Annotated in this window: 24 protein-coding genes and 1 pseudogene; 16 read left to right on the forward strand and 9 right to left on the reverse strand. The window is 65.1% G+C overall.

Going from position 1 to position 21,390, the window contains the following annotated elements:
* On the reverse strand, positions 1 to 1,142 hold a 1,142-nt coding region (locus tag FJX73_04605), incomplete at its 3' end, for a fucose isomerase (GenBank protein ID MBM3470058.1).
* Positions 1,143 to 1,317: 175 nt separating this feature from the next.
* Here FJX73_04605 and FJX73_04610 point away from each other — a divergent pair.
* Both FJX73_04610 and FJX73_04615 read left to right on the forward strand, forming a co-directional pair.
* Positions 1,318 to 2,328, forward strand: a complete 1,011-nt coding sequence (locus tag FJX73_04610) for a LacI family transcriptional regulator (protein ID MBM3470059.1) — start codon at positions 1,318 to 1,320, stop codon at positions 2,326 to 2,328.
* A gap of 4 nt (positions 2,329 to 2,332) precedes the next feature.
* Complete coding sequence (locus FJX73_04615; protein ID MBM3470060.1) at positions 2,333 to 4,306, forward strand: ABC-F family ATP-binding cassette domain-containing protein; 1,974 nt, start codon at positions 2,333 to 2,335, stop codon at positions 4,304 to 4,306.
* On the opposite strand, the gene FJX73_04620 is transcribed toward FJX73_04615, so the two are convergent.
* Positions 4,303 to 5,601: an FAD-dependent oxidoreductase gene (locus tag FJX73_04620; protein ID MBM3470061.1), complete on the reverse strand. Its 1,299-nt coding sequence runs from the start codon at positions 5,599 to 5,601 to the stop codon at positions 4,303 to 4,305. The two genes, FJX73_04615 and FJX73_04620, sit on opposite strands and share 4 nt — an antisense overlap.
* 40 nt (positions 5,602 to 5,641) lie before the next feature.
* A complete protein-coding gene (locus tag FJX73_04625) occupies positions 5,642 to 6,151 on the reverse strand; it encodes a hypothetical protein (protein MBM3470062.1) in 510 nt (169 codons plus the stop codon).
* 329 nt (positions 6,152 to 6,480) lie between these two features.
* Between FJX73_04625 and FJX73_04630 the strand changes: the two genes are divergently transcribed.
* A complete protein-coding gene (locus tag FJX73_04630) occupies positions 6,481 to 6,939 on the forward strand; it encodes a helix-turn-helix transcriptional regulator (protein MBM3470063.1) in 459 nt (152 codons plus the stop codon).
* A 36-nt stretch (positions 6,940 to 6,975) separates the two neighbouring features.
* Positions 6,976 to 8,433, forward strand: coding sequence for an MBL fold metallo-hydrolase (locus tag FJX73_04635; GenBank protein ID MBM3470064.1), 1,458 nt, complete (start codon positions 6,976 to 6,978; stop codon positions 8,431 to 8,433).
* Between the two features lie 31 nt (positions 8,434 to 8,464).
* Here the strand turns inward: FJX73_04635 and FJX73_04640 are convergent, their stop codons facing one another.
* The 4 genes and pseudogenes from FJX73_04640 to FJX73_04655 all read right to left on the reverse strand — a co-directional run bounded on the left by FJX73_04640 (position 8,465) and on the right by FJX73_04655 (position 10,743).
* Positions 8,465 to 8,878: a HEPN domain-containing protein gene (locus FJX73_04640; protein ID MBM3470065.1), complete on the reverse strand. Its 414-nt coding sequence runs from the start codon at positions 8,876 to 8,878 to the stop codon at positions 8,465 to 8,467.
* Positions 8,868 to 9,188: a nucleotidyltransferase domain-containing protein gene (locus FJX73_04645; GenBank protein ID MBM3470066.1), complete on the reverse strand. Its 321-nt coding sequence runs from the start codon at positions 9,186 to 9,188 to the stop codon at positions 8,868 to 8,870. Before FJX73_04645 ends, FJX73_04640 begins: the two co-directional genes overlap by 11 nt.
* Positions 9,189 to 9,224: 36 nt before the next feature.
* Positions 9,225 to 9,389: pseudogene (locus tag FJX73_04650) on the reverse strand (helix-turn-helix domain-containing protein).
* 115 nt (positions 9,390 to 9,504) lie between these two features.
* Positions 9,505 to 10,743, reverse strand: a complete 1,239-nt coding sequence (locus FJX73_04655; GenBank protein MBM3470067.1) for a hypothetical protein — start codon at positions 10,741 to 10,743, stop codon at positions 9,505 to 9,507.
* A gap of 155 nt (positions 10,744 to 10,898) precedes the next feature.
* Here FJX73_04655 and FJX73_04660 point away from each other — a divergent pair, with 155 nt between their 5' ends.
* Positions 10,899 to 11,918 carry an ABC transporter substrate-binding protein gene (locus FJX73_04660; GenBank protein ID MBM3470068.1) on the forward strand — a complete coding sequence of 340 codons (1,020 nt, stop codon included), beginning with the start codon at positions 10,899 to 10,901 and terminating at the stop codon, positions 11,916 to 11,918.
* Between the two features lie 10 nt (positions 11,919 to 11,928).
* Positions 11,929 to 13,569, forward strand: a complete 1,641-nt coding sequence (locus FJX73_04665) for an iron ABC transporter permease (GenBank protein ID MBM3470069.1) — start codon at positions 11,929 to 11,931, stop codon at positions 13,567 to 13,569.
* A 79-nt stretch (positions 13,570 to 13,648) separates the two neighbouring features.
* On the opposite strand, the gene FJX73_04670 is transcribed toward FJX73_04665, so the two are convergent.
* Entirely contained in the window at positions 13,649 to 13,924 is a 276-nt protein-coding gene (locus FJX73_04670; protein MBM3470070.1) for a hypothetical protein, read from the reverse strand.
* Between the two features lie 30 nt (positions 13,925 to 13,954).
* Between FJX73_04670 and FJX73_04675 the strand changes: the two genes are divergently transcribed.
* The 8 genes from FJX73_04675 (at position 13,955) to FJX73_04710 (ending at position 20,187) form a co-directional block, all read left to right on the forward strand.
* Positions 13,955 to 14,857 (forward strand): two pore domain potassium channel family protein, encoded by a 903-nt coding sequence (locus tag FJX73_04675; GenBank protein ID MBM3470071.1) that lies wholly within the window; start codon positions 13,955 to 13,957, stop codon positions 14,855 to 14,857.
* A 195-nt stretch (positions 14,858 to 15,052) separates the two neighbouring features.
* Entirely contained in the window at positions 15,053 to 15,886 is an 834-nt protein-coding gene (locus tag FJX73_04680; GenBank protein MBM3470072.1) for a 3'-5' exonuclease, read from the forward strand.
* Entirely contained in the window at positions 15,887 to 16,324 is a 438-nt protein-coding gene (locus FJX73_04685; protein MBM3470073.1) for a hypothetical protein, read from the forward strand. It begins immediately after the preceding gene.
* A 322-nt stretch (positions 16,325 to 16,646) separates the two neighbouring features.
* On the forward strand, positions 16,647 to 17,717 hold the full coding sequence (locus FJX73_04690) for a zinc ribbon domain-containing protein (protein MBM3470074.1): 1,071 nt from the start codon (positions 16,647 to 16,649) through the stop codon (positions 17,715 to 17,717).
* A 151-nt stretch (positions 17,718 to 17,868) separates the two neighbouring features.
* A complete protein-coding gene (locus FJX73_04695; GenBank protein MBM3470075.1) occupies positions 17,869 to 18,357 on the forward strand; it encodes a hypothetical protein in 489 nt (162 codons plus the stop codon).
* A gap of 234 nt (positions 18,358 to 18,591) precedes the next feature.
* Complete coding sequence (locus FJX73_04700) at positions 18,592 to 19,086, forward strand: methylglyoxal synthase (protein MBM3470076.1); 495 nt, start codon at positions 18,592 to 18,594, stop codon at positions 19,084 to 19,086.
* A gap of 22 nt (positions 19,087 to 19,108) precedes the next feature.
* Positions 19,109 to 19,525: a hypothetical protein gene (locus FJX73_04705; protein ID MBM3470077.1), complete on the forward strand. Its 417-nt coding sequence runs from the start codon at positions 19,109 to 19,111 to the stop codon at positions 19,523 to 19,525.
* A 23-nt stretch (positions 19,526 to 19,548) separates the two neighbouring features.
* On the forward strand, positions 19,549 to 20,187 hold the full coding sequence (locus FJX73_04710; protein MBM3470078.1) for a nitroreductase: 639 nt from the start codon (positions 19,549 to 19,551) through the stop codon (positions 20,185 to 20,187).
* Here FJX73_04710 and FJX73_04715 read toward each other — a convergent pair.
* Complete coding sequence (locus FJX73_04715; protein ID MBM3470079.1) at positions 20,137 to 20,790, reverse strand: phosphohydrolase; 654 nt, start codon at positions 20,788 to 20,790, stop codon at positions 20,137 to 20,139. The two genes, FJX73_04710 and FJX73_04715, sit on opposite strands and share 51 nt — an antisense overlap.
* Before the next feature lie 106 nt (positions 20,791 to 20,896).
* Here FJX73_04715 and FJX73_04720 point away from each other — a divergent pair, with 106 nt between their 5' ends.
* Both FJX73_04720 and FJX73_04725 read left to right on the forward strand, forming a co-directional pair.
* Positions 20,897 to 21,130 carry a CopG family transcriptional regulator gene (locus FJX73_04720; protein ID MBM3470080.1) on the forward strand — a complete coding sequence of 78 codons (234 nt, stop codon included), beginning with the start codon at positions 20,897 to 20,899 and terminating at the stop codon, positions 21,128 to 21,130.
* Positions 21,117 to 21,380, forward strand: a complete 264-nt coding sequence (locus FJX73_04725; protein ID MBM3470081.1) for a type II toxin-antitoxin system RelE/ParE family toxin — start codon at positions 21,117 to 21,119, stop codon at positions 21,378 to 21,380. The genes FJX73_04720 and FJX73_04725 overlap by 14 nt, the downstream gene beginning before the upstream one ends.
* Positions 21,381 to 21,390: the final 10 nt, after the last annotated feature.

The raw sequence follows: 21,390 nt of genomic DNA on the forward strand, positions 1-21,390 counted from the left end.
TGACCCGGGGCCGCGATGTGCGCCACCGACGCGCCGCCGGAGGGGAAGTAGATGATCTCCGGGTAGAAGCGCACCTTGGGCAGGTTCACCGCCGGATCGAACGACCGGCCCGCAAAGTAGGTTGCATGCTGGCCGGAGTTGCACAGGTCCCAAACGTTGTCCGCGGCGTCGTAGTGGCGCACGTCCGCGAACAGCACCGGCGTGCCGGCGATGTGCTTGAACAACTCCATCGTGAGCGCGCCGTCCATGTCGGCCTCGGTCGCGCAGACGATGGGATCGTGGGGCCCTTCCCAGTCGTAGGGGTCATTCAGGAACGCCTCTGCCAGGTCCATGGTGGCGAAGTGGTCGGTCATCTCGGGCTGGCCCTTGATGCCGCAGAAGTCCAGGCGCCATTCGTCCACCAGGTCGCGCACCGCGTGGTAGGAACGGATCTGGCGCTTCAGCAGCTCGGGGGTCAGCTTCTTGCCGTCGTAGTGGATCTTTCCCACGTGCTTCTCGAGCCATCGGAATCCGGCCTCGACGCGGTCCGCCGGCACCAGCTCGGAACGGCGGACGATCTCAAACTGGTCAATGTGCTCGACGTCAATGCCGAACTGCCGCCGCCACTGGTCCAGCGGGCTCTGCGCGGTGTACATGCCCATGGAGCGGCCGCCGATCAGCCCGTAGGTCTCGCCGCGCAGCCGGTTGGTGGCCGCGGCCGCGCGCAGGAACTGCAGGACGCGGGCAAAGACCGCGGCGTCGCCCACGTCTCCTGAGACGCGCGCGCAGAACGCGCCCACCTGGTCCAAGGCACCGGCGGCGGCCAGCATGCCCACCAAACCCGGATACTGCGGGTTGACGTTGCTGAACATCAGGAACGGTCCGGGCGCGAACTGGCTGGCGATCGCGGCGAGGTGAGGGAAGCTCCAGATGGCAAAGTTGAAGATCGTGGCATCCACGCGCTCGGCGGCCAGGTACTGCGCCTCGCTCTTCGCCAGGTCGGTGGTCCAGATGATGTCGCGGCCGGTGACCACCTCCCAGCCGGCCTCGCGCAGCCGTCGTGCCAGACGGCCTTCGAACTCGCGGGTCATCGGCAGCAGCTCCGAGTGCACATGCCGCCGGCCGTCCGAGAACGTCAGGATGCCGACCTTGGGGGTGCGCATGCCCTGCCTCCCTCCGCGCGTTTCTCTTGCCTCTCATGACCCCGGCGTCTCTGGGGCGAGGCCCGCGATCTTGCGCAGGGCCCGCGAGAGGAGAAACGAGCCGGGTAGTGGAACTTATGAGAGCGTTATCACATCGCCCTGGTTTATTTCGCCGGGGGACGGGTAGGATTCCTGCATGGCGACGGTACGAGATGTGGCCCGGCGTGCCGGGGTATCCATGGCGACCGCCGCCCGCGCCTTGGGCGGCTATGGATACGTGAGCGACCGCGCGAGAGAGAAGGTTGCGCGGGCCGCCCGCGACCTAGACTACCATCCCAACGCCATCGCCCGCAGCATGATCAAGGGCCGCACCAATACCCTGGCGGTGATCGTCTCGGACAACGCTAACCCGTTCTTTGCCGCCGTGGTCCGCGGCGTCGAGGACGTGGTGCTGGCACAGGGCTACGCCATCATCCTGTGCAACGCCGATGAGGATCCGATCAAGGAGGCAATGTACCTCGGAACGATCCGGCAGAAGCGCGTGGACGGGCTCATCATTTCTCCTTCCGGCGGACCTGCCGACCTGCTGAGGGGACTGCTGGCAAGTGGCATTCCGACCGTCCAGGTGGACCGGCGCCTAAACGGCCTCAAGACCGACGCGGTCCTGACAGACAACCGGGCAGGCGTGCGCGCGGCGGTGGAGCACCTGATCCGCCTCGGCCACCGGCGCATAGGCATCATCAGCGGGCCCCGGCGCCTGTACACCGGATCCGAGCGTCTTGAGGCCTTTCTCGTTGCGCTGCGGCGCGCGCGGATCAAGCCTGACGCGCGATGTATACTGGAGGGGACCTTCAAGGAACGGAGCGGGTATGATCTTGCCGGGGAACTCCTGCGGGTCCGCCGACGCCCTACCGCCCTGTTCGTGTCAAACAACCTGATGACCATCGGCACGCTACTCCGGCTCAAGGAGGAAGGTGTCTCCATCCCCAAGGAAATGGCCCTTGTGGGGTTCGACGACATGTACTGGGCGCCTGTGTTGACGCCTCCGCTTACCGCGGTCGCGCAGCCCGGCTATACCCTTGGCACTACCGCGGCGCAGTTGCTGCTTCGGCGGCTGGCAGCGCCGCGCAGCGGCCCGCCGGAGACCATCGTCCTCCAGCCGCAACTGGTCGTGCGGGAGTCCTGCGGCTCCGGGGTACGCGCCTGATTCCATGCCACTTCTTGCGGTCAACGACGTTTCCAAATCGTACGCCGACCTGGAGATCCTCCGGGGCGTTACCTTCTCATTGGAGGCCCGCGAGCGCGCCGCGCTGATCGGCCGCAACGGCACCGGCAAGACAACCTTGCTGCGCCTGCTGGCAGGGCTGGATCAACCCGATGCGGGGCGGATCGGCCTGGCCGGATGGGCGCGGGTGGCGTACCTCCCGCAGACTCCCGTGGGGCCGTCGGAGAGCGCGGTCCTTGCGCACGTGCTGGAAGGCGCGGCAGACGTCCGCGCGCTTGAAGCGCGCGCCCGCGACCTGGAGCACCTGATGGCCTCGCCCGAGGTGCACGGCGACACCAACCGGCTCAACGCGGTCATGGAAGAGTACGCGCGCGTGCACGAACACTTCGAGCACGCGGGCGGGTTCACGCTGGAGACCCGTGCCTGGATGGTCCTCTCCGGGCTGGGCTTCCGCGAGCCGGACCTGGAGCGGCCGCTCGGCGTGCTGAGCGGCGGGTGGCGCGTCCGCGCGGAGCTGGCGCGCGCGTTGCTCCGCGAGCCCGATCTGCTGCTGCTCGACGAGCCGACGAACCACCTCGACCTGACCGCGACCGAGTGGCTGGAGGGCTACCTCAAGTCGTTCCCGGGCGCGTGCATCGTGGTGAGCCACGACCGCGCCCTGCTCGACGCCGTGACCTCGCGTACTCTCGAACTCGAAGATGGCCGTGTGGCCTCTTATCCGGGCGCGTACTCCGCCTACGCGAGATTGAAGGCCGAACGGATTCGCCTGCAGCAGGAGGCCTGGGAGCGCCAGCAGGAAGAGATCGCCAAACTCGAGGACTACATCCGCCGCTACAAGGCTGGACAGCGCGCCGCGCAGGCCAAGAGCCGCGAGAAGATGCTCGCCCGCGTGGAAGCCGAGCTGATCGAGGCACCGCGGGAGCGGCGCGGGCTCCGGGTGAGAGCTACCTCTGCGCCCGCGTCGGGGAAGATGGTCGCGCGGCTCAAGAAGGTGACCAAGCGGTTCGAGGATCCCACCGCGGATGCGGCGGGGGCCGGCGAGGCGGGCGCACCCGCCTCCGGCGCGGGCAGCCCGGGTGCCGCCGGCATCGAGGTGCTCACCGAGGTAGGTCTTGAGATCCACCGAGGCGAGCGCATCGGCATGCTGGGACCCAACGGCGCGGGCAAGTCCACGCTGCTGCGCCTGATCGCAGGCCTGGACTCCCCCACATCGGGTATCGTCACGCTCGGGACCGGTGTGCGGCCCCGCTACTTTGCCCAGGAGTCCACCCTGGTGCTCGATCCCGCCAACAGCGTGCTCGACGAGATCCTCTCCGACCGGCCGCTGAGTCCTGAGCAGGTGCGCGCCTACCTGGGCCGCTTCCTCTTCAGCGGTGAGGAGGTCTTCAAGCGCGTGGGCATGCTCTCCGGCGGCGAGCGCCAGCGCCTGAGTCTGGCGAAGTTGCTGCTGGACGAGCCCAACCTGCTGTTGCTCGACGAGCCCACCAACCATCTGGACATCCCTGCGCGCGAGGCGCTGGAGGCGGCACTGCGCGAGTTTCCCGGCACGATGATCGTGGCCACCCACGACCGCTATCTGTTGGAGCGGCTTGCGACGCGCATCCTCACGGTCTCGGACCGCGGCATCGCCGACTTCGCCGGCACCTATCGCGAACTGCGCGACCGCCGCACCCGGGAAGCAGCACGGCGGGCGCAGAGGTCGGAGCCGCGCGATGGGAAGGCCACGCGCAAGGGCGCGGCAGGCACGCCGCCGGCCGCGCCGACCTTCGACGAGGTGGCCGCCCAGATCTCGGCCGCGGAGCGCGAGCGGGACGAGGCCGCGCGATGGCTCGGCGATCCCGAGCTCTACCGCGACCAAGAGCGGGCAAGGGCGATGCAGACACGGTATGAGGATGCGGAACGAAAGCTGGAAGATCTCTACTCGCTGCTCGAGCGGGTCGAGAACGCTGAAGGAGCCTAGAAACGGTCGACCCGGAAGGGCTCCAGCGGCACCGACGGCGGCCGCCCGTCGGCGATCTCGGCCACGAGTTTGCCCGTGATTGGGGCCTGCGTGAATCCCAGCATGGCGTGCCCGGCGGCGACGATGAGCCCATCGATGCCGGGCGCCGGGCCGATGAGAGGCAGCCCGTCAGGGGTCACAGGACGGAAGCCGTACCATGCCTCGGCTTGATGCATGGGCGGAGGGCTCGCCAGCACCTCCTGCGCGGCTCTCAACACCGCCTGGTACCGGACCGGGTTGACCCCGGGTGCGAGACCGGCCATCTCGAGCGTGCCGCCGAAGCGCAGCCGATCGCCGAGCGGCGTTACGACCACGCGCCGCTCCATCACGATCAGCGGCACGCGCGGCGCGACCGGAAGCGCGGCACCGGAGGAGATCGCAGGGACCGTGGCGCTGTAGCCCTTGGCCGGCTGCATCGGCATGCGCAGCCCGAGCGGCGCGGCCAGGGCCGGAGTCCACGCGCCCGCGGCGAGCACCACGAGATCCGCGGGAATCTCCTCGCTCGGCTGCTCAAGCAGCACGGCGCGGGCCCTGCCGCCCGAGATCAGGATGCGCGACACGCCGCATCCGGTGATTAGGTGCGCCCCGCGCGCCTGTAGCCCTGCGACAAGCGCCAGTGTGTAAGCATAGCAGTCGCCGTGAGCCTCGCCCTCGATGAACAGGGCCCCGCGGATGCGCCGGCTGAGCGCGGGCTCGAACTCAAGTGCCTCTTCCCGTGAGAGAAGCCTGCTCTGGAACCCATCCTCTCGCAGCGCGGCGTGCTCGTCGCGGGCCGCGCGATGAGCGTCATCCGAGAGGTAGACGTGAAGAAGGCCCTCCCTCCGGTATAGGAACTCTGGACCAATCTCGCGCGCCGTCTCCTCGAAGAGGTCGAGGCTTGCCCTGCTGAGCGTCAGCAGAGCGCGGAAGCCGCGCTCTGCTGACAGGGCGCCGCAGGCGCGTCGGAACCGCCAGAACCATCCGAGCAGCGCGGGCACAACCGTGGGGCGCACATAGAACGGGCTGTCGGGCACAAGCATCCAGCGGGCCGCTTGAGCGATCACCCCGGGCCCGGGAATCGGTTGCGAGTGGCTGGGCACGATCAGGCAGGCGTTGGCGTAGGAGCACTCGCGGCCTGCTTCGCCGCGGTCAACCAGGGTGACCCCCCAGCCGGATCGAGCCAGGTAGTGCGCGCAGGATGCGCCGATGACGCCGGCTCCGACCACGACAGCGCGGCCGCTCAACCAGTCCTCCTCTAGACGGGCGCCGGCGCCCAAAGGACCGCCGGCCGCCCGCCCGGTACTTCATCGAGCCGGATCAAGGCTCCTGTTCGGGGTGTTCTCGGTCCGCCTGCTCGAAACCGAACTTCCGCTTCCGGCCGGACCGATACTCCGACGTTCGGCTGGCAAGCGCTGTCCAAGCCCTGGAAGTCCCCTTGCTGCTGCTTTCATACAGAAGGGCCGCGTGTGCGGGGATTCCCACGCACAGTGCGTCACTGATCGCTGCAAGGTCGGCGCTCAGGAAGGCGAACTGCCATCCGTCGGCTTCGGTCCTCTCCCTTATCATCTTCTCTATCTGGTCCTTCCGGAATTCCTGGCTGGAGTTCTCCTGCCCATCTGTGACCACGGCCATGATTACCCTCGATGGGCGGTCCTCCTCTTTCAGTGCGGAGAGGCTCTTCTCAAGGTCATTGATGCCTCTGCCCATGGCATCGAGCAGAGGCGTCGATGCGCGTGGAACGTAGGTCTTGCGTGTGAGTTCGGGAACGCCCTGGATGGGCACAAAGCGATGGACGACCTCGTACGGATCCTGAGTGTCAAACTGCACGAGTGTGAGAGTCGCGGCTCCCGGCTGGGCCTTCTGCTCCTTGAGGAACGCGTTGAATCCGCCAATCGTGTCATCGCGGATACTCTCCATGGACCCCGTTCTGTCGAGGATGACCGAAATGTGCGTGTATTCCTGTTTCACTTCGAATCCCCCCTTCATGTCTGGTGCAGTGGTGGCGGCAAGGATTCCGGCTCGCCATAGCGAATCCCCCTTCTGCGAAGGCCGCAGTTGGCCGGGCACCTTGTCACCCGCGCATATCCGCTTTAGAGTATTATACACGCTAAAGCGAGAGTTGTCAATGCTATAGCGAACAGGGTGGGGGAGGCCGCATGGACGACGAAGCAAGGAAGCCCAGGGGGGTTCCCAGACGTTTCAGGACACACCTCAACTACGGGGAGGCCATCAGGCACCTCCGGCAGGAAGGCGGGATGAGCCGAGACGCCTTGGCCGCAGCATCCGACATCTCGCCTTCGTATCTCTACGAGGTTGAGCGCGGCTACAAGCGGCCTTCGACCGATGTGCTGGCCGCCCTGGCAGAGGCGCTCGGCCGGTCTCCCAGCGAGATGCTCGCCCACATCGAGGCGCGCTCAGAGACCCTGCCCGAGGCACAGGCCGAGAAGCCATCCACTCCGCCTACCGCTGAGTTGTACATGATGTCCCAGCGGCACGCCTCGCCGAGAGAGAGCGACGCGCTCCGCTACCTGCTGGAGCTTCTCGAGCACCTGAACGAGGATGACATCCGCCTCCTGCTCGCGCTGGCGCGCCGCCTGGCAGGCAGGAACCGGTAGTGCACGGGGCCGGGCGCATCGGCCGGGGGTGAGTCCATGCTTCGTCTGACGGTCCTGGGAGGCGCCGGCGAGATCGGCGGCAACAAGATACTGCTGGAGGATCGGGGAGCGGGCCTCCTCCTCGATTTCGGCATCAGCTACCGGCGTCGGGGTATGTTCTTCGAGGAGTATCTCAACCCCCGCACCGCGGCCGGCCTGACCGATCTGCTGGTCACAGGAGTGCTTCCGGCCGCACCCGGCCTCTACCGCCACGATCTGCTGGAGATGCTGAAGCGGGATGGGCATCCGGATCACCCCCAGCCGGGCGCGCTCGCGGTGCTGCCCCTCCACGACGAGCCCGCCGCAGCGGCGGTGCTGCTCTCGCACGCCCACCTCGACCATGCCGGGCACGTTAGCTTCCTGGACGAACGGATTCCGGTGTACTGCTCGGGCCTCACCCACGCCACCATCGAGGCCATGACGCAGAGCAGGGGGCGCGACTTCGAGACCGAGATCCTGAACTTCCTCTCCCGGCCGGCGCTTCCACCCTACGACGACGCCGTGCCGCGCCGCTTCGAGGCCGTGGAGGACGAGTTTGAGGCGGGAGGGATATCCTGCCGCGCACTGCCCGTGGATCACTCGATGCTGGGAGCCGTGGCCTTCCTCGTACGCACCTCGCGGGGAAACATCCTCTACACCGGCGACCTGCGCTTCCACGGACCCGAGGCGCACCTCAGTGAAGCCATGCTGGAGTCCGCTGCTGCCGAGGGTGTCTGGATGCTCATCACCGAGGGCACGCGTCTGGACGCCACCGAGCGCCGGACAGAGGATGACGTGTTCGCCGAGTGCCTGGAGGCCGTGCGCGGTTCGCGCGGGCCTGTGATCGCCGACTTCGCGCCGCGCGACCTCTACCGGCTCTCCACGTTTCTGGGCATCGCGAAGGAGACCGGCCGCTCGCTGGTAATACTTCCTCAAGACGCCCTCCTGCTGGAGCACCTGCACGGCCGGCACCCACTGGTGCCCGACCCCAGGAGAGAGCCCATCCTGATCCTCAAGGAGCGCAAGGCCAGCGGCACCTATCGAGATCAGGACTATGCGACCTGGGAGCGCCAGGTGCTGCGCTGGCCCACCGCGGGCACCGCGCGCGATCTGCGCTCATCGCGCTCGAGCCTGATCCTGGCGCTGTCCTTCTGGGACATCAACAACCTGATTGACCTGGGGGTGGGCGACGGGGACGATGCCCTCTTCATCCACTCGGCCAGCGAGGCTTACAGCGAGGAGCAGGCCGCCGATGAGCGGCGCCTCGGCAACTGGCTGAACCTGCTGGGAGTGCGCGCCCGCCTGCGCAGCCACGCCTCAGGACACGCCTGTCAGGCCGACCTGGTGCGCATGGCCAGGCGGCTGCGTCCCGAGATCCTGGTGCCGGTGCACACAGAGGCTCCGGGGTTGTGGAGTGAACTCGTGCCCGAGGTTCAGGTGGTGGAGCCGGAGGCCGGGGTGGAGATGCGGTGGTAGGATGCGGCCCGGATGCGGGGTTGCAGATGGGTCAGGGTCGCACCTCTGACGGCAGCCGCGAGATGAGGGCCTCGTAGGCCTCCTTGGCTGTTCCTAGCGCTTCTTCGGTCTCTTCGCGCGAAGGCAGGTCCGGCTCACCGGGATAGCGATACTTCCACGCGTACTCGGTGAGCCATGCAGTCCGGCGCAGCACGGGCTCGAGTTCGGGGACGATTGCGGCGCACTGTTGGCCGAGCTCCACCAGGTTGTGCGTCTTGCCGAAGGGGCGGTCGTGCCACGTCAGGAATGCCTTCATCGCCTTCTCCACCATCTGCTGGCAGTGGAAGACCACGTCCGACGCCAGCAGCGGATCCCCGGTGCGCCCGAACTCGGCCGCCCGGAGATCCAGCGCGGCCCGGGTGAGCCAGGCCCTGGACTCCGCCACGCGCGCAGGGTCAAGCGGCATAGAGCAGCGTGCCCTCGCGAAGCACGGTTGCCGGGAGCGAGGCCTTGAGGTGCGTGCGGCTGTCGAAGTCCTCCGACGTCCACACCAGGACGTCCGCCGCGGCGGCCACACCCCACAGGCGCTCATAGGCCAGGCGGCTGCGCCGCCGCTCCGGTGGAGCGTCGCTGGAGACGATCACGAGGAGGTCGTAGTCGCTTTGTGGGCCTGCGTCGCCGCGCGCCTTCGACCCGAAGAGGTAGATCCGCTCGGGCCGGTAGGCATCCACAAGCCGGCGCACGATCTCCGCCAGAACGGGGTCGCGCTGGGGCACGCCCTGCCGCGCTTCTCCCCGCCACGATCCTGACCTCTCTCCAAGCCAGCGATCAACGGCCTCGCGCAGGAACCGCCAACGCCGCCCGACCTTCCGGCCGGGAATCTTGCGTTCTTGGGCCAGCTTGTAAAGGGTCGACTTGGGGATTCTCAGGTGGTCGGACAGCTCAGCGATTGTCAGCACGTTTGTGTGACGGATCATGTCGGCGCACCGCCAAGATTATGTCACCCCGTGCCCCGGCCGTCAACAGCCCGTAATTTTGAGTAATGATTGATACTAAAATCGACCCGAGCCGCCACCACGCAATACCGCCATCTCACCGCGCAGCCAGCCGTTGAAACGCTATCCCGGTACGGGTCAGCCGTGGCGGGTCGGCCATCATGCCACGCGCCGCGGCCAGGTTGGCCTGCCTGAACAGCTCGGCCGGGCGCAGCCCCCGGGTGGACTCGCCGTACTCGACGTAGCCGTAGAAGTGCCGCGACCAGAAGAACGATGTGAAGTCGATCTTCTGAAAGTGCGAGAGCCTTCCCACGAGCGTGATGAACTCCACGTCGAGCGGTTCCCAGAAACCGAAGACGTCGCGCGCGAAGAGCGCCGGCGCCGCTGCGACCGCCTGCCCGCGCAGCTCGTGGTCGCGGGTCTTGTAGAGCCATGCCTCGCCGAGGGCGACCTTCTTGCCGGCCCGCCGCGCTACATCCGCGAACCTGATCGCGCGGTCAATCACATAATCATGGTTGATCGGGTAGATGTGCATGTCGAGGTAGTCGAGCGTGGTGCGGGCAAGACTCTGCGCGTAGGCCAGATCGTCCCAGGTGCCGGCACCCGCGCCGATCAGGACGCCCGAGCGTTCGAGGCCGACCAGTACCTGTTGCACAAACCCGGTATAGTTCGCGACGGTGAAGGACAGCCCGGTGTTCTCCTGGGCGGTGTGCGGCTCGTTCGCGATGGTCAGGTAGTCGGGCCGGATCTCGCGGATTATCACCTCGGCCATGCCCCGTGCCTCGCGCGTGTAGCGCTCGAGCGTGAGCCCGGCGTAGTGGCCGGCAACGGGCAGCGCGCTGAAGACCGGCTCGCGGAACCCGGGCGTCATCTGCGCCAGGAACTTCAGGTTCCGCCTCTTCAGTTCGACGGAGAGCCGCTTGAAGAACTCGAGGTACTCGCCCGAGCGCGGAAAGCCGGGCACCAGGATCGGGTACTTGATCGCCACCTTGACCCCGCGCACACCCACCAGTTGCAGGCGGTCGAGGTTGAAGGTGACCACCTGCCACGCCTCCGGCCGCAGGATCGCCTCGCCCTGGTTGCTGTTGGCCGCCAGCAACTCGGCTGAGAATACGACGTCGTGCCTCTCGCCGCTCCACCGTGGGGTGATGTGGGCGTCTATGGCGCGCAACTTGGCGGCCAGCATGGCGTAGAGGTCGGCGTACTCGGCCGGAACGCCCGCCGGTTGGGCGGCGGGGGCAGGCGCGGCATCCCACGCCCCCGCCCCGACGAGTCCGACAAGCAGCGCGGCGATCAGGAGCAGTTGGGACATGCACGGAATGCGGCGCATGCGCATGTGCTCTCCCCCAGTGGAGTGGTGTGCCTGCCTTGTGGACCGGAAGGACGGTGCGCGGGTTGAGTCGAGAAGCAGGTGAAACCTGACGGCGTCCCGTACAGAGAGGACGGGTAACTTGGAGAGCGCCGCAGGGCGCTTGCGCGGAGGGAGACACCATGATGAGAAGGATCGCAGTCGCTGTTCTCTTGCTGTCCCTGGTCCTGACCGGCGCTGTCAACACGCAGGCGCAGCCGCGCCGGATCGTGGTCTACGCCGCCATGGATGAGACCGTGATCAGCCGGGTCGTCAAGGCGTTCACCGACCGCACCGGCATACCGGTGGAGATGTTAACCGTGGCCGCGGCCGGCACCATGGCCGCGCGCATAGTGGCCGAGAAAGCCCGCCCCCGCGCCGACATCTTCGTGGGCGGCTCAATAGACTTCCATGCCCCGCTGGCGGCCGAGGGCATTCTGGCGCAGTACCGCTCCCCGGTGATCGGGCAGGCCGGCATAAGCAAGGAGTTCGTTGATCCCCAGGGGTTCTGGAACGGGTGGTACTTCGGCGTGCTTTCGATCGTCGTGAACCGCCCGCTGTTCGACCGGACGCTTGGGGCTGCCGGCGTCGCCATGCCCAGGACATGGGACGACGTGCTGACGCCGGCGTACCGCGGGCACTTCGTGCAGCCCAGCCCGGTCACAACGGGCGCCGGGTACATCTTCACGGCCACGCAGCTCTTCCGTCTTGGCGAGGACCGCGGGTGGGCCTATCTCCGGGCCCTCCACGCCAACACCTCGCAGTACGCGCCCACGGTCCCGGCTGCGATGACGCTTGTGGAGCGCGGGGAGGCGACGCTTGGGATGAACTGGGCGCACGTGGGCCTCATGGCGCGCAACCGCGGGGTGCCGATCGACATCGTGATCCCAACCGACACCGGGTTTGAGATCGGAGGGGCTTCGATCATCAAGGGAGGCCCGAACCCCGAGGGCGCCAGGGAGTTCATAGACTTCGTGTACTCGCGGCTGGCGCAGGACATCGGCGCGAAGTACCACCTGACGTATCCCGTGCGGGGCGACGTCCCAAGCCCGCTGGGGATGCCGGCGCTGGAGACCATCAAGCTGGTCAAGTACGACCGCGAGTGGGCAATCGCCAACATGAGCCGCGTCCGGGAGAGGTGGACTCGAGACATCGGCCGCTAGGCCGCGCGGAATGCTGCGAACCTCCCTCTTGACCGGGAGGCGTTCCCGGCTGGCGGCGGACCCCGGCCTTCTGGCGGCGTATTCCGCCGCCGTGCTGTTGCTTGTGCTCTTTGTTCTGTATCCGACCCTGCGCGTGCTGGTGTTCCCGTCGCTCGGCGACTACCTGGCCATCCCCGACAGCGCGCGGTGGATGCAGGCCGCGCGCAACAGCCTCCTGATGATGGTGCTGTCGAGCCTCTCGGCAACGGCGCTCGGGCTGGTCTTTGCCTTCGCGATGACGCGGGGCGACATCCCGGGCGCGGGGTTCTTCCGCGCGATAGTGCAGTTGCCGATGTTCGCCCCTCCTTTCATGGTGGCCCTGGCCTACATCCTGCTGTTCGGCAAGCAGGGCCTGATCACGCGGTCGCTGCTCGGGCTCAACGTGAACATCTTCGGTCTGCCCGGGCTCTGGCTGGCCCAGACAGTGGCGTTCTTCCCGTACGCCGCGCTGATCATCAGCGGCGTGCTTCGGGGCATAAACCCGACCTTGGAACTGGCAGCCGCCAACCTGGGCGCGGATCCGCGGCGGGCTCTGCGGGACATCACCTTGGGGCTGGCGCGGCCAGGCCTGACCGGCGCGCTACTCGTGGTGGCGATCACCGTCCTGGCCGATTTCGGGAATGCGGTCATCATCGCAGGTGGGTTTCCGCTCCTGGCTACAGAGGCCTGGTTCCGTCTGGAGGGCATGGGTGACGCGCGGGGAGCCGCCCTGGTCGTGTCAATGCTCATAGTCCCCACTGTCGTGCTCTTCTTCCTCGAACGCCGCATCATTGGGCGGCGGCAGTACGTCACGGTAACCGGGCGCGGCACCCGCATGGACCCTGCTGGCACCCCGCCGGGGCTGCGGTGGAGCGTGTTTGGGATCTGCGCGGTCGCCTCGGTACTGGTGGTGCTCGTGTACCTGACAATCGTGCTGGGCGCATTCGTATCCGTCTGGGGATATAACTGGGCCATCACCCTTGACCACTGGCGCCTCTCGCTGGACCGGGTGGGCACCTTGACAAACAGCCTCAAGCTGGCGGCCGGAAGCGCGGGGATCACGGTCGTCCTGGCCGTGCTGGTGGCCTTCCTCGCCTCCAGGGAAAGCGTGGTGCGGCGCCTCCTCGATTTCTTGGCGATGCTGCCCGGAGCGCTGCCGGGCGTCTTCGTCGGGGTGGGATTCGTCCTGGCGTTCAACCAACCGCCGCTCGAGCTGGTGGGCACCTACTGGATCCTGGCCCTGGCGCTGGCCTTCTGGCACCTGCCGCTGGGCTACCAGACGGTCGCCGCCGCCCTCCGGCAGATCGAACGTGCAATAGAGGAGGCTGCGAGCAACCTGGGCGCCTCGAGCCTGGATGTGGTTCGCGATATCTACCTGCCGCTGCTGCGCGGGGCCATAGTGGACGTGTTCGCGGTGTCGTCCATCCGGACCGTGGTCAACGTGAGCATCGTGGTGTTCCTCGTCTCCCCGGGACATGTCGTGGCGACCTTCGCCATCATGTCGCTGATAGTCAACGGATCATGGGGCGGGGCATCCGCTCTGACGTCGCTGCTGCTGGCGGTGACGCTTGCGGCCGCAGGCCTGGCGCGGGTTGCCCTTGGGGCAGAAGTGAGGACGGCGAGAATAGGATAGAGCGCCGCGCCCCCGCTCCCCCAAACAACGACAAAGCCCCTGCTCCGAGCACGGAGTAGGGGCTTCATCAGGTCGGAGCCTATCCCAGCGAGAACGGGGGCTCTGAGGGCGGAAACGGCGCCACTGGCGGCGCCGGGGCGAACGGTGCCGGGGCGACGGGCCGCTTCACCCGCGCCCTCACGGGCTTCTTCTTCGCCGGAGCCTTCTTTGCCGGGGCCTTCTTCTTCGCGCGAACAGGCTTGCGGACCGGCTTGGCCTTTGCGGGCTTCTTCTTGCGGGCGACGGTCTTCTTCGCCGCCGCCTTCTTCTTGACGGGAGCCTTCCGAGATCGCTTGGCGCGCTTCTTTGCTGGCAAGGACTATCCCCCCTCCCGTTGTTAGCCTCGATGCCTCGCAGACGCTTACAGATGCACAGTACGCCTTCTTTTCAAGGTCTCCTGCTGGTCGGAGCAGGTATCCGCATGGTCGGGGGGAGAATTGTAGACCCCGTGGGGGACCGGTTTCACCGCGCCTTGGAGGCCGCCGTCGTCCTGGCGGCTCTTGCCACCGTCCCCCTCACTATCGCCCCGGCGCGCAACCCCCCGAGCCCGGCTGTCCTGGCAGGCGACTGGGCCGTGTGGGCAGTCTTCCTGCTCGAGTACGCCATCCTGCTGGCCGTTGCTCGTGATCGCAGGGCATTTGCGCGATCCAACTGGCTCAGCCTCGCAGTGGTTGTCCTGTCCTTTCCCATGCTGCCCGCGCTCATGGGGTTTGTGCGCCTGACCAGACTCGTACGGCTGCTCCGCCTGGCGCGGGTTCCGCTGGTGCTTCTGCGGGGCCTGGGCGCCCTGCGGCTCGCCATCGGGCGTCCGGGCCTGTTGTATCTGGCCGCCGCAAACGTGTTCCTGATCCTGGCAGGCGGCGCGCTCCTCTACCTGGCCGAGCCCGAGGAGGTCAAGGGAAGCATCTGGAACGGGGTGTGGCTGGCCATCGTCACGGCCACGACGGTCGGGTACGGCGACCTGGCCCCCGCAGGCCCGTGGGGCCGTGTCATCGCCATCGTGCTCATGCTGGCCGGTGTAGGTCTCGTCTCAACCCTGGCGGCCTCGATTGCCGCGTACTTCGTCGGCCAGGACCGGCATTCGGCCGCCCATGGGGATGACGCTGCAGCGGCCCAGGCCTCGTTGCATGCGGAGCTGGTACGGCTGACGGACAAGATCGACCGTCTGGAGCAGGCCGTTGCGAGGTTGGCCGAGACGCAAAGCGAGGGTCGGGCAGGGCGAGCAGCCGGTCCGGGAGACGGACATTAGGCCGACCGGTGGTGCAGCATAACGCCTTCCCGGAGGGCTGCGCGGGATGGCCGAAACCCGGACCAGTCGGGCAGTTGCGTGCGATAAGACCTGCGACCCCTGCCATGTTAGACTGGCATAGGCGGGGTGTTAGGCTGGTCGGTCTAATCAGGAGTTCGCCACTTCTGGAAGCCGAGCCTCGGAGGGACTAGCGCCGTGCCGACTTCGCAACTCCCTGGTCCGATAGTCATCATCGATGTCGAGACCACCGGCCTATTTCCACTTCGGCACGACCGCGTGGTGGAGGTGGCTGCGATCGTCGTCGACGGCGAGGGGCGAATCGTGCGCGAGTTTGCCTCGCTCGTGAACCCTGGGCGGGACATCGGACCGAGCAGCATCCATGGTCTGACCGCTGAAGACGTACTTCACGCTCCCCAGTTTGGTGACATTGCGGGCCTGCAGGTTGAGACGCTGCAAGGAACCGTCGCCATAGCCGGTCATAATGTGCGGTTTGATCACCAGTTCATCGAAATGGAATTTTCCAGAATCGACTCCCCCGTACCTCAATGCTTCACCATCTGCACAATGCAGCTTGCCGGTGGCGGGAAACTGACCGAGTGCTGCTGCGATTATGGAATCCGGCTGGACGGTGATGCCCATCACGCCTTGGCCGATGCTCGGGCGGCAGCTCGCTTGCTCTCTATTTTGCTCCCGGATCAACCGCGGATGGTTCAGAAGCTGAGCGGGCTGATGCCAATCCAATGGCCTGCGGTTCCCAGCACCGGGAAGCAACCAATCACGCGTGATGAGTCTCGCCGGCGCCAAGCTGAGCCGCCAACGTACCTGCAGCGTCTTGTCGGGCGAATGCACACCGGCGCTGATCCCATCGCCACTGAGGGCGCCGTGATGGCCTATGCGGCTTTGCTTGATCGCGTCCTGGAAGATCGCCATGTAGACGGCGCGGAGGCCGACGCACTCGTTGAAATGGCCGCAAAGTGGGGGCTAAGCGGGGAACAGATCAACTTTGCCCATCGGGAGTATGTGAACTAATTGGCCATCGCAGCAGTGGCCGATGGGGTTGTCACGGAGGCAGAACGCCGCGATTTGAAACTGGTCGCGCGGCTACTCGGTCAAGAGAAACGGGACTTGGACGAAATACTCCAAGAAGCGGCTGCGAGGGTCGCTAGTACACCCTTGGCTACGCCTGCGACGCCAACTCCAGAAGCCGGACTGCCTGGAAGGCGCGTATGTTTCACTGGCGAACTCCAGTGCCGGTACAACGGTGAGCTGATCCCACGTGAACTCGCAGAAGAACTGGCCGCCAAAGCCGGTCTCATCGTCATGGATGCGGTGACGAAGAAGCTCGACTTACTTGTCTTGGCTGACCCGCACTCGCAGTCAGGGAAAGCGAAGAAGGCCAGGCAATACAGCATCCGGATCATGCACGAGCCGGTGTTCTGGAATACTATTGGCGTAGCCGTTGAGTAATCAGGATTCAGCGCGCAGTATGGGTGCAGTGGCGAACCAAGCGTTGTACTTGACCGGGCCGGCATTACGGTTTTTCGAGACATCACGTTCCCTGCAGCCGGCCCGGCAAGTGAACGCAGTCGTTCGACGGGGGAGACAACTCCATGATTAGCGACCCAGTCACGTTTCTCGCAAATATCGCCTTGGTCGCCCGCGCGGATGGTATGTTGTCGGCCTCAGAACTGGGCCAACTCGAAGCGATTCGAAAAGAATTCGGATTCAAGAAGGGTGACCTCTCTGCCGCAGTCCGCCTTGCCGAAAGCGGAAACATACACTCACGCCCGTGGGGACTTTTGCGGACCAAGTTAAGAACCTGGAGCTTGTTCTTCGCGTCGCCTACGCAGACAGCGACCTCGATAGCTCAGAAGTCCAACTTGTAACTGACTTCTGTGGTAAGATAGGCGTTCATCAGGAGCAACTGGACAAGCTAACCGCGGAAGTGCTGGCATCTCTGAAACACGTTGGGAAGCTCTGTCCGACTTGCGCAGCGGAAAACAGCGCCGATTCCCGGTTCTGTGCGAAATGCGGGGCAAACCTCGATGTCCCTGGACAGGACATTCAGGTCAGGTTTGACATTCCCCAGAAGGGAATCACCATAGAGTTTGCCGAGTCGTCGGCTGCATCATTTCCCAAGGCGCTTGAGTTGGCGAAGACGACGATCGGATACCAGACATGTCAGAAGAACAAGAAGACCTGGCATTTTGCCACATACCCTTCCGGCGAGTTGGCCGATGCCTTGCCACTAGCGGGCGCGCTTTCCGGCATCAGGAATCGTGTACTGTACATCGACGGACAGGAACAACAGTGGGATGAGGTCTTTGGTTTCACTTGGTGCGCCGCACAGAGAGCCTCCGCATATAGACCGGCGGAATACTGTTTCGGCAAAGATGAAAACCGTCTTAACCCGTGGGGATGCAAACAGGCTCGAATGAACTGGACGGAGTGGGCCGATTGGTTCTGTTATGGTAAGTGGGAGAAGTCGGGCTTCATCGGTTCGAAGGTTCAGTGGAGATACGACAAAGACAGAATCCGGCACGAATTGGCGACCAATCTACACCGGTGTCGTCATTGCCCCCACCTGAACGCAAGTCTACCCGAAGCCGTGCTCCGGCACCTGCCAGATGTGGTTGTGCCCGGCACAGACAAGAACTGGGACTATCATCAGACGTACGAAGAAGTTCCGGGGGCTATCAAGATCGTCCGGAAGGAGCAATCTGAAGGATTCACCTTCAGTGACGAGTTCTGGGCCGACGGAGTACGGCCCAAGGGGCTCAGTGCGTTGGCTGACATACTTGCGAAGGCATTCCATGATGCAGGAATTGATCCCGAACTTGTCAGGATGTTGACAAAGTGACCGTCGGACAAAAGCATGCAGCGGACGGTGCTGCGCGCCGCCGCTGATGCTGAGCGTTGGGCATCACTCCTGTAATGCCGTAGAGCTGAGCGCCTACGACAGAGAATCAAACCTTTTGGGAGGATAACGCATACGCACATTGGATGAACGAATGCAGGCGTTAGAGCGCCGTGTAGAAGCTCTTGAGCAGCACTTTCGCTCTTCGGGAGCCAGCTTCCCGGCAACTGCTCCGGTAAGCCTTGAAAAGGAAGCTCCCGCAGATCGAGCGCTAAGCCTCGTTAAGGTCGAGATTTCAAACAAGCGGTTTGATCCTTCAAATCCTGACATCGGAACCTACGAAGACCATATCTGGTTCGACTGCCACTTTGTTCCCGCCACCCTCTCAAAACGGACGCGTGCAATGAAGGGGACGATCGAGTTCTCAGATCACTTTGATGAGGTGAGATTTCGAATCCAAGTGACTGTCAACGAACCGCTAGAGCCAGGACGTCGCTTGACGCAGAAGGGGGTTGGTTTCGCCTATAACCAGTTCATGGAGGCCCATCAGTGGATGCTAGCCACGAAGGAGCAAGACATGAAATGCGCTTTGCGCCTCAGCAATGTTCTGTATGCCGATGGTGAAGCAGAGACTTTGCAGTGACGGCTCGGTGATGCCTAACCCGCCATTGCAGCCGACGGCTTTCGGCCGCGGCTGAACTCCAACGTCAGGCGCCCGTGCATCCTGCCCTTAGGGGGGCGCATGCAGACCTCAAGGCGTGTTTCGCTACCTCGTGCACCTGCTCGGATGACCACAGGCAGGGCAAAGCGACAGAACCTGTGGTAACCTGCGAGACAACCGGGTTTGCGGCGATCGGAGAAAGGGCGGGGCGGGCGTATGCCTCACAAGAGGGTCGTCATGGTGCCGGACAAGAAGATCGCGCTGGTGGCTCACGACAACAAGAAGCGCGAGCTTCTGGAGTGGGCCAAGTTCAATCGAGATCTTCTCGCCCATCACGAGATCTGGGCCACCGGCACAACCGGCGAGATCCTTGAGCAGCAACTCGGCTTTCCAATCCACAAGCTGCAGAGTGGACCGTTGGGCGGAGACCAGCAGATCGGGGCCAAGATCGCCTGCAACGAGATCGACTTCCTAATCTTCTTCTGGGACCCGTTGGAGCCGCAACCGCATGATCCGGATGTGAAGGCGCTGTTGCGCATGGCGGTGGTCTGGAACATCCCGATCGCGTGCAACCGGGCATCGGCGGATTTCATGATCTCGTCGCCGTTGATGGACGGGGAGTATCATCGTCTGGTGCCCGACTACCAGGAGTATCGAAAGCGAAGGCTTGGCAGAGGCAAGGGCGCGGGCCGCGGCGAGGACAAGGTGTAGGGGGGCGGCTCCGTTCGGGATCATGCTCATGAGGGAGATCCTGCTTACGGGATCATGGTTCATCAGGGCTCCGAGAGAGAAGGTCTACTCGGTGATCTCGGACTTCGAGGCCATGCCGGTCAACTTCCCCAAGGTCGCGAGGGCGATGCGCATCACGGAGCGCGACGGAAGTCGCCTCACGATCCATGCAAGGGCTGCGTCGTTTGGCTCGGTGTTCCCTGAAGTGAACGTCAACGAGACGCTTGGGACATCGGGACACGAGGAGTTCCTGCTGCGAGATGTCCCCGGGGGCACCCGTATCGACTACTCATATCGGGTCACGATCCGGCCTGTCTGGCTTCGGGTACTGGCCGGGCCTTTGATACGATGGTTCGGGCTGCCCTTCTGGAAGCGGGCGTTCATAGACGTGCTCAGGGCAAGGCTGGAGGGGGATTCATGACGACGGATTGCGCCGGTCTGTCGATGCCGATCGGCGAGGCCATGGAGACGCAGCGGGCGATCCGCCGCCTGAAGGCGGATCCGGTTGACGATGCGCTGGTCCTTCGGCTGATTGAGCTGGCGCTACGGGCGCCGACCGGGAGCAACGCGCAGAGCTGGGAGTTCATCGTGGTGAAGGACCCCGGCAAGAAGAAGGCTCTCGCCCGCCTCAACCGGCAGGCATGGGGAATCTACAACAGGGTCGCGCGGTGGGCCAAGCGGCATGACCCGAAGAAACGCAAGATCCGGGACGCCGTCCAGTGGCAGGCGGATCACTTCGAGGAGACCCCGGTCATCGTCGTAGCCTGCCTGAAGGGACACTACACCCCCTTCTTCCACCTCGCCGTCACGAGCTACTTCGGCTCGATCTTCCCCGCGGTGCAGAACCTGCTCCTGGCCGCGCGCGCCGTGAACCTCGGCGCGGTCCTCATCACGATCCCCCTGTGGAACCTCGTGGCTGTTCGCAGAATCCTCGGCCTCCCCTGGAGCATCACGCCCTGCGCGGTGATTCCGCTAGGCTGGCCCGTTGGCCGCTACGGTCCCACGACGCGGCGGCCCGTGCACGAAGTGGTCTCATTCGATCGGTTCGGGAACCGGCCGGCCCCTGGCAACGTGCTGCGCTGAGAACCGGGCGTTCGCCAGGCGATCGGCGTCCAAGAGGATTCTGAACTCGAGCGCATCAATGTCGCGGGCCGAGTGGAGGGCGCCGATGATGCGCAGGATGTGCCCGGTGCGGTCGGCGTCCACCCCCAGGCGTTCAAGGATGGGACGGACGATGGACGACCCTTCGGGTTCGACATCGTGGAGAACCGCTGCCGCGCGCACTACCAGCGGGTCGCCACCTTCGGCGACAAGCATCCGCTCGGCGTAGTCGAGCACGGCCAGGGCATGGCGTACCCGGTCCCGGTCGTCGCCCAGGACGGCGCGCATCTCGCGGATGAGGGCGTCGGCAAGCGCCTCTCCCGCGTCGCCGGACGGCTGTCCAATACACTTCGCCGCAAACTGGCACCACTGAGCGCAGCCAAGGTCGAACCGCGGGTTCGATACGATCCGGCCGCACGAGTGGCAGCGGCGGCGCAGGTCGTCCTTCCAGAACTCCAGGGGCTCGCCGCAGCACGAGCACGGCAGCTCGAAGACATCCGTCGCCTTCCAGAACCGCTTGTCTTGGCCCGGGCACTGGCTCGTGATCACGCTGCGATCGTAGGGCTGGGAAGCGCGGGAAGGCATTGACACAAGTCAAGAACGGGCAATGCCAGGCCGGTTTCGGGGTGGCGCGTGACGTCTTGACGTTATAGCGCTATGGTGCTAAATTTGGTATTGGAGGACGAAGCCCATGGGCGATGCTGCAACTCGTTCCACAATCTACTTCAAACCAGACCTGCATCGGGCGCTGCGGTTCAAGTCCGCGCACACCCGCCGCTCTCTCTCCGATTTGGTGAATGAGGCGGTCCGGCAAGCCCTACTGGAGGACCAAGAAGACTTGGCCGCATTCGAGGAACGCGGGAACGAGCCGTTGCTCAGCTATGAGGATCTGCTGAAGCATCTCAAGAAGTATGGCAAGATATAGCGTCGTCTTCCGCAGGTCCGTCACCCACGACCTACGCAAGGTCTCGAAGAGCGACATCCAGAGAATCCTGGTCGCGGTTGATTCATTGTCGAAGGAGCCCCGGCACGCGAGGGCCGAGAAGTTATCAGGACAAGACAAGTACCGAGTGCGGCAGGGCAACTATCGGATCCTCTACGAGATCAACGACGAAGAGGAAATCGTAGTAATAGTGAGGATCGGGCATCGCAGAGATGCGTACCGGCGCAGGTAACGCCCAGGCT

The sequence above is a fragment of the Armatimonadota bacterium genome, from assembly GCA_016869025.1.
Lineage (GTDB): Bacteria > Sysuimicrobiota > Sysuimicrobiia > Sysuimicrobiales > Humicultoraceae > VGFA01.

Bases quoted from the DNA above. Each gene is read 5' to 3' on its own strand.
- FJX73_04610 (MBM3470059.1), top strand. From the start codon at position 1,318: ATGGCGACGGTACGAGATGTGGCCCGGCGTGCCGGGGTATCCATGGCG.
- FJX73_04615 (MBM3470060.1), top strand. From the start codon at position 2,333: ATGCCACTTCTTGCGGTCAACGACGTTTCCAAATCGTACGCCGACCTG.
- FJX73_04630 (MBM3470063.1), top strand. From the start codon at position 6,481: ATGGACGACGAAGCAAGGAAGCCCAGGGGGGTTCCCAGACGTTTCAGG.
- FJX73_04635 (MBM3470064.1), top strand. From the start codon at position 6,976: ATGCTTCGTCTGACGGTCCTGGGAGGCGCCGGCGAGATCGGCGGCAAC.
- FJX73_04640 (MBM3470065.1), bottom strand. From the start codon at position 8,878: ATGCCGCTTGACCCTGCGCGCGTGGCGGAGTCCAGGGCCTGGCTCACC.
- FJX73_04655 (MBM3470067.1), bottom strand. From the start codon at position 10,743: ATGCGCATGCGCCGCATTCCGTGCATGTCCCAACTGCTCCTGATCGCC.
- FJX73_04660 (MBM3470068.1), top strand. From the start codon at position 10,899: ATGATGAGAAGGATCGCAGTCGCTGTTCTCTTGCTGTCCCTGGTCCTG.
- FJX73_04665 (MBM3470069.1), top strand. From the start codon at position 11,929: ATGCTGCGAACCTCCCTCTTGACCGGGAGGCGTTCCCGGCTGGCGGCG.
- FJX73_04675 (MBM3470071.1), top strand. From the start codon at position 13,955: ATGCCTCGCAGACGCTTACAGATGCACAGTACGCCTTCTTTTCAAGGT.
- FJX73_04695 (MBM3470075.1), top strand. From the start codon at position 17,869: ATGCAGGCGTTAGAGCGCCGTGTAGAAGCTCTTGAGCAGCACTTTCGC.
- FJX73_04700 (MBM3470076.1), top strand. From the start codon at position 18,592: ATGCCTCACAAGAGGGTCGTCATGGTGCCGGACAAGAAGATCGCGCTG.
- FJX73_04705 (MBM3470077.1), top strand. From the start codon at position 19,109: ATGCTCATGAGGGAGATCCTGCTTACGGGATCATGGTTCATCAGGGCT.
- FJX73_04710 (MBM3470078.1), top strand. From the start codon at position 19,549: ATGCCGATCGGCGAGGCCATGGAGACGCAGCGGGCGATCCGCCGCCTG.
- FJX73_04715 (MBM3470079.1), bottom strand. From the start codon at position 20,790: ATGCCTTCCCGCGCTTCCCAGCCCTACGATCGCAGCGTGATCACGAGC.
- FJX73_04720 (MBM3470080.1), top strand. From the start codon at position 20,897: ATGGGCGATGCTGCAACTCGTTCCACAATCTACTTCAAACCAGACCTG.
- FJX73_04725 (MBM3470081.1), top strand. From the start codon at position 21,117: ATGGCAAGATATAGCGTCGTCTTCCGCAGGTCCGTCACCCACGACCTA.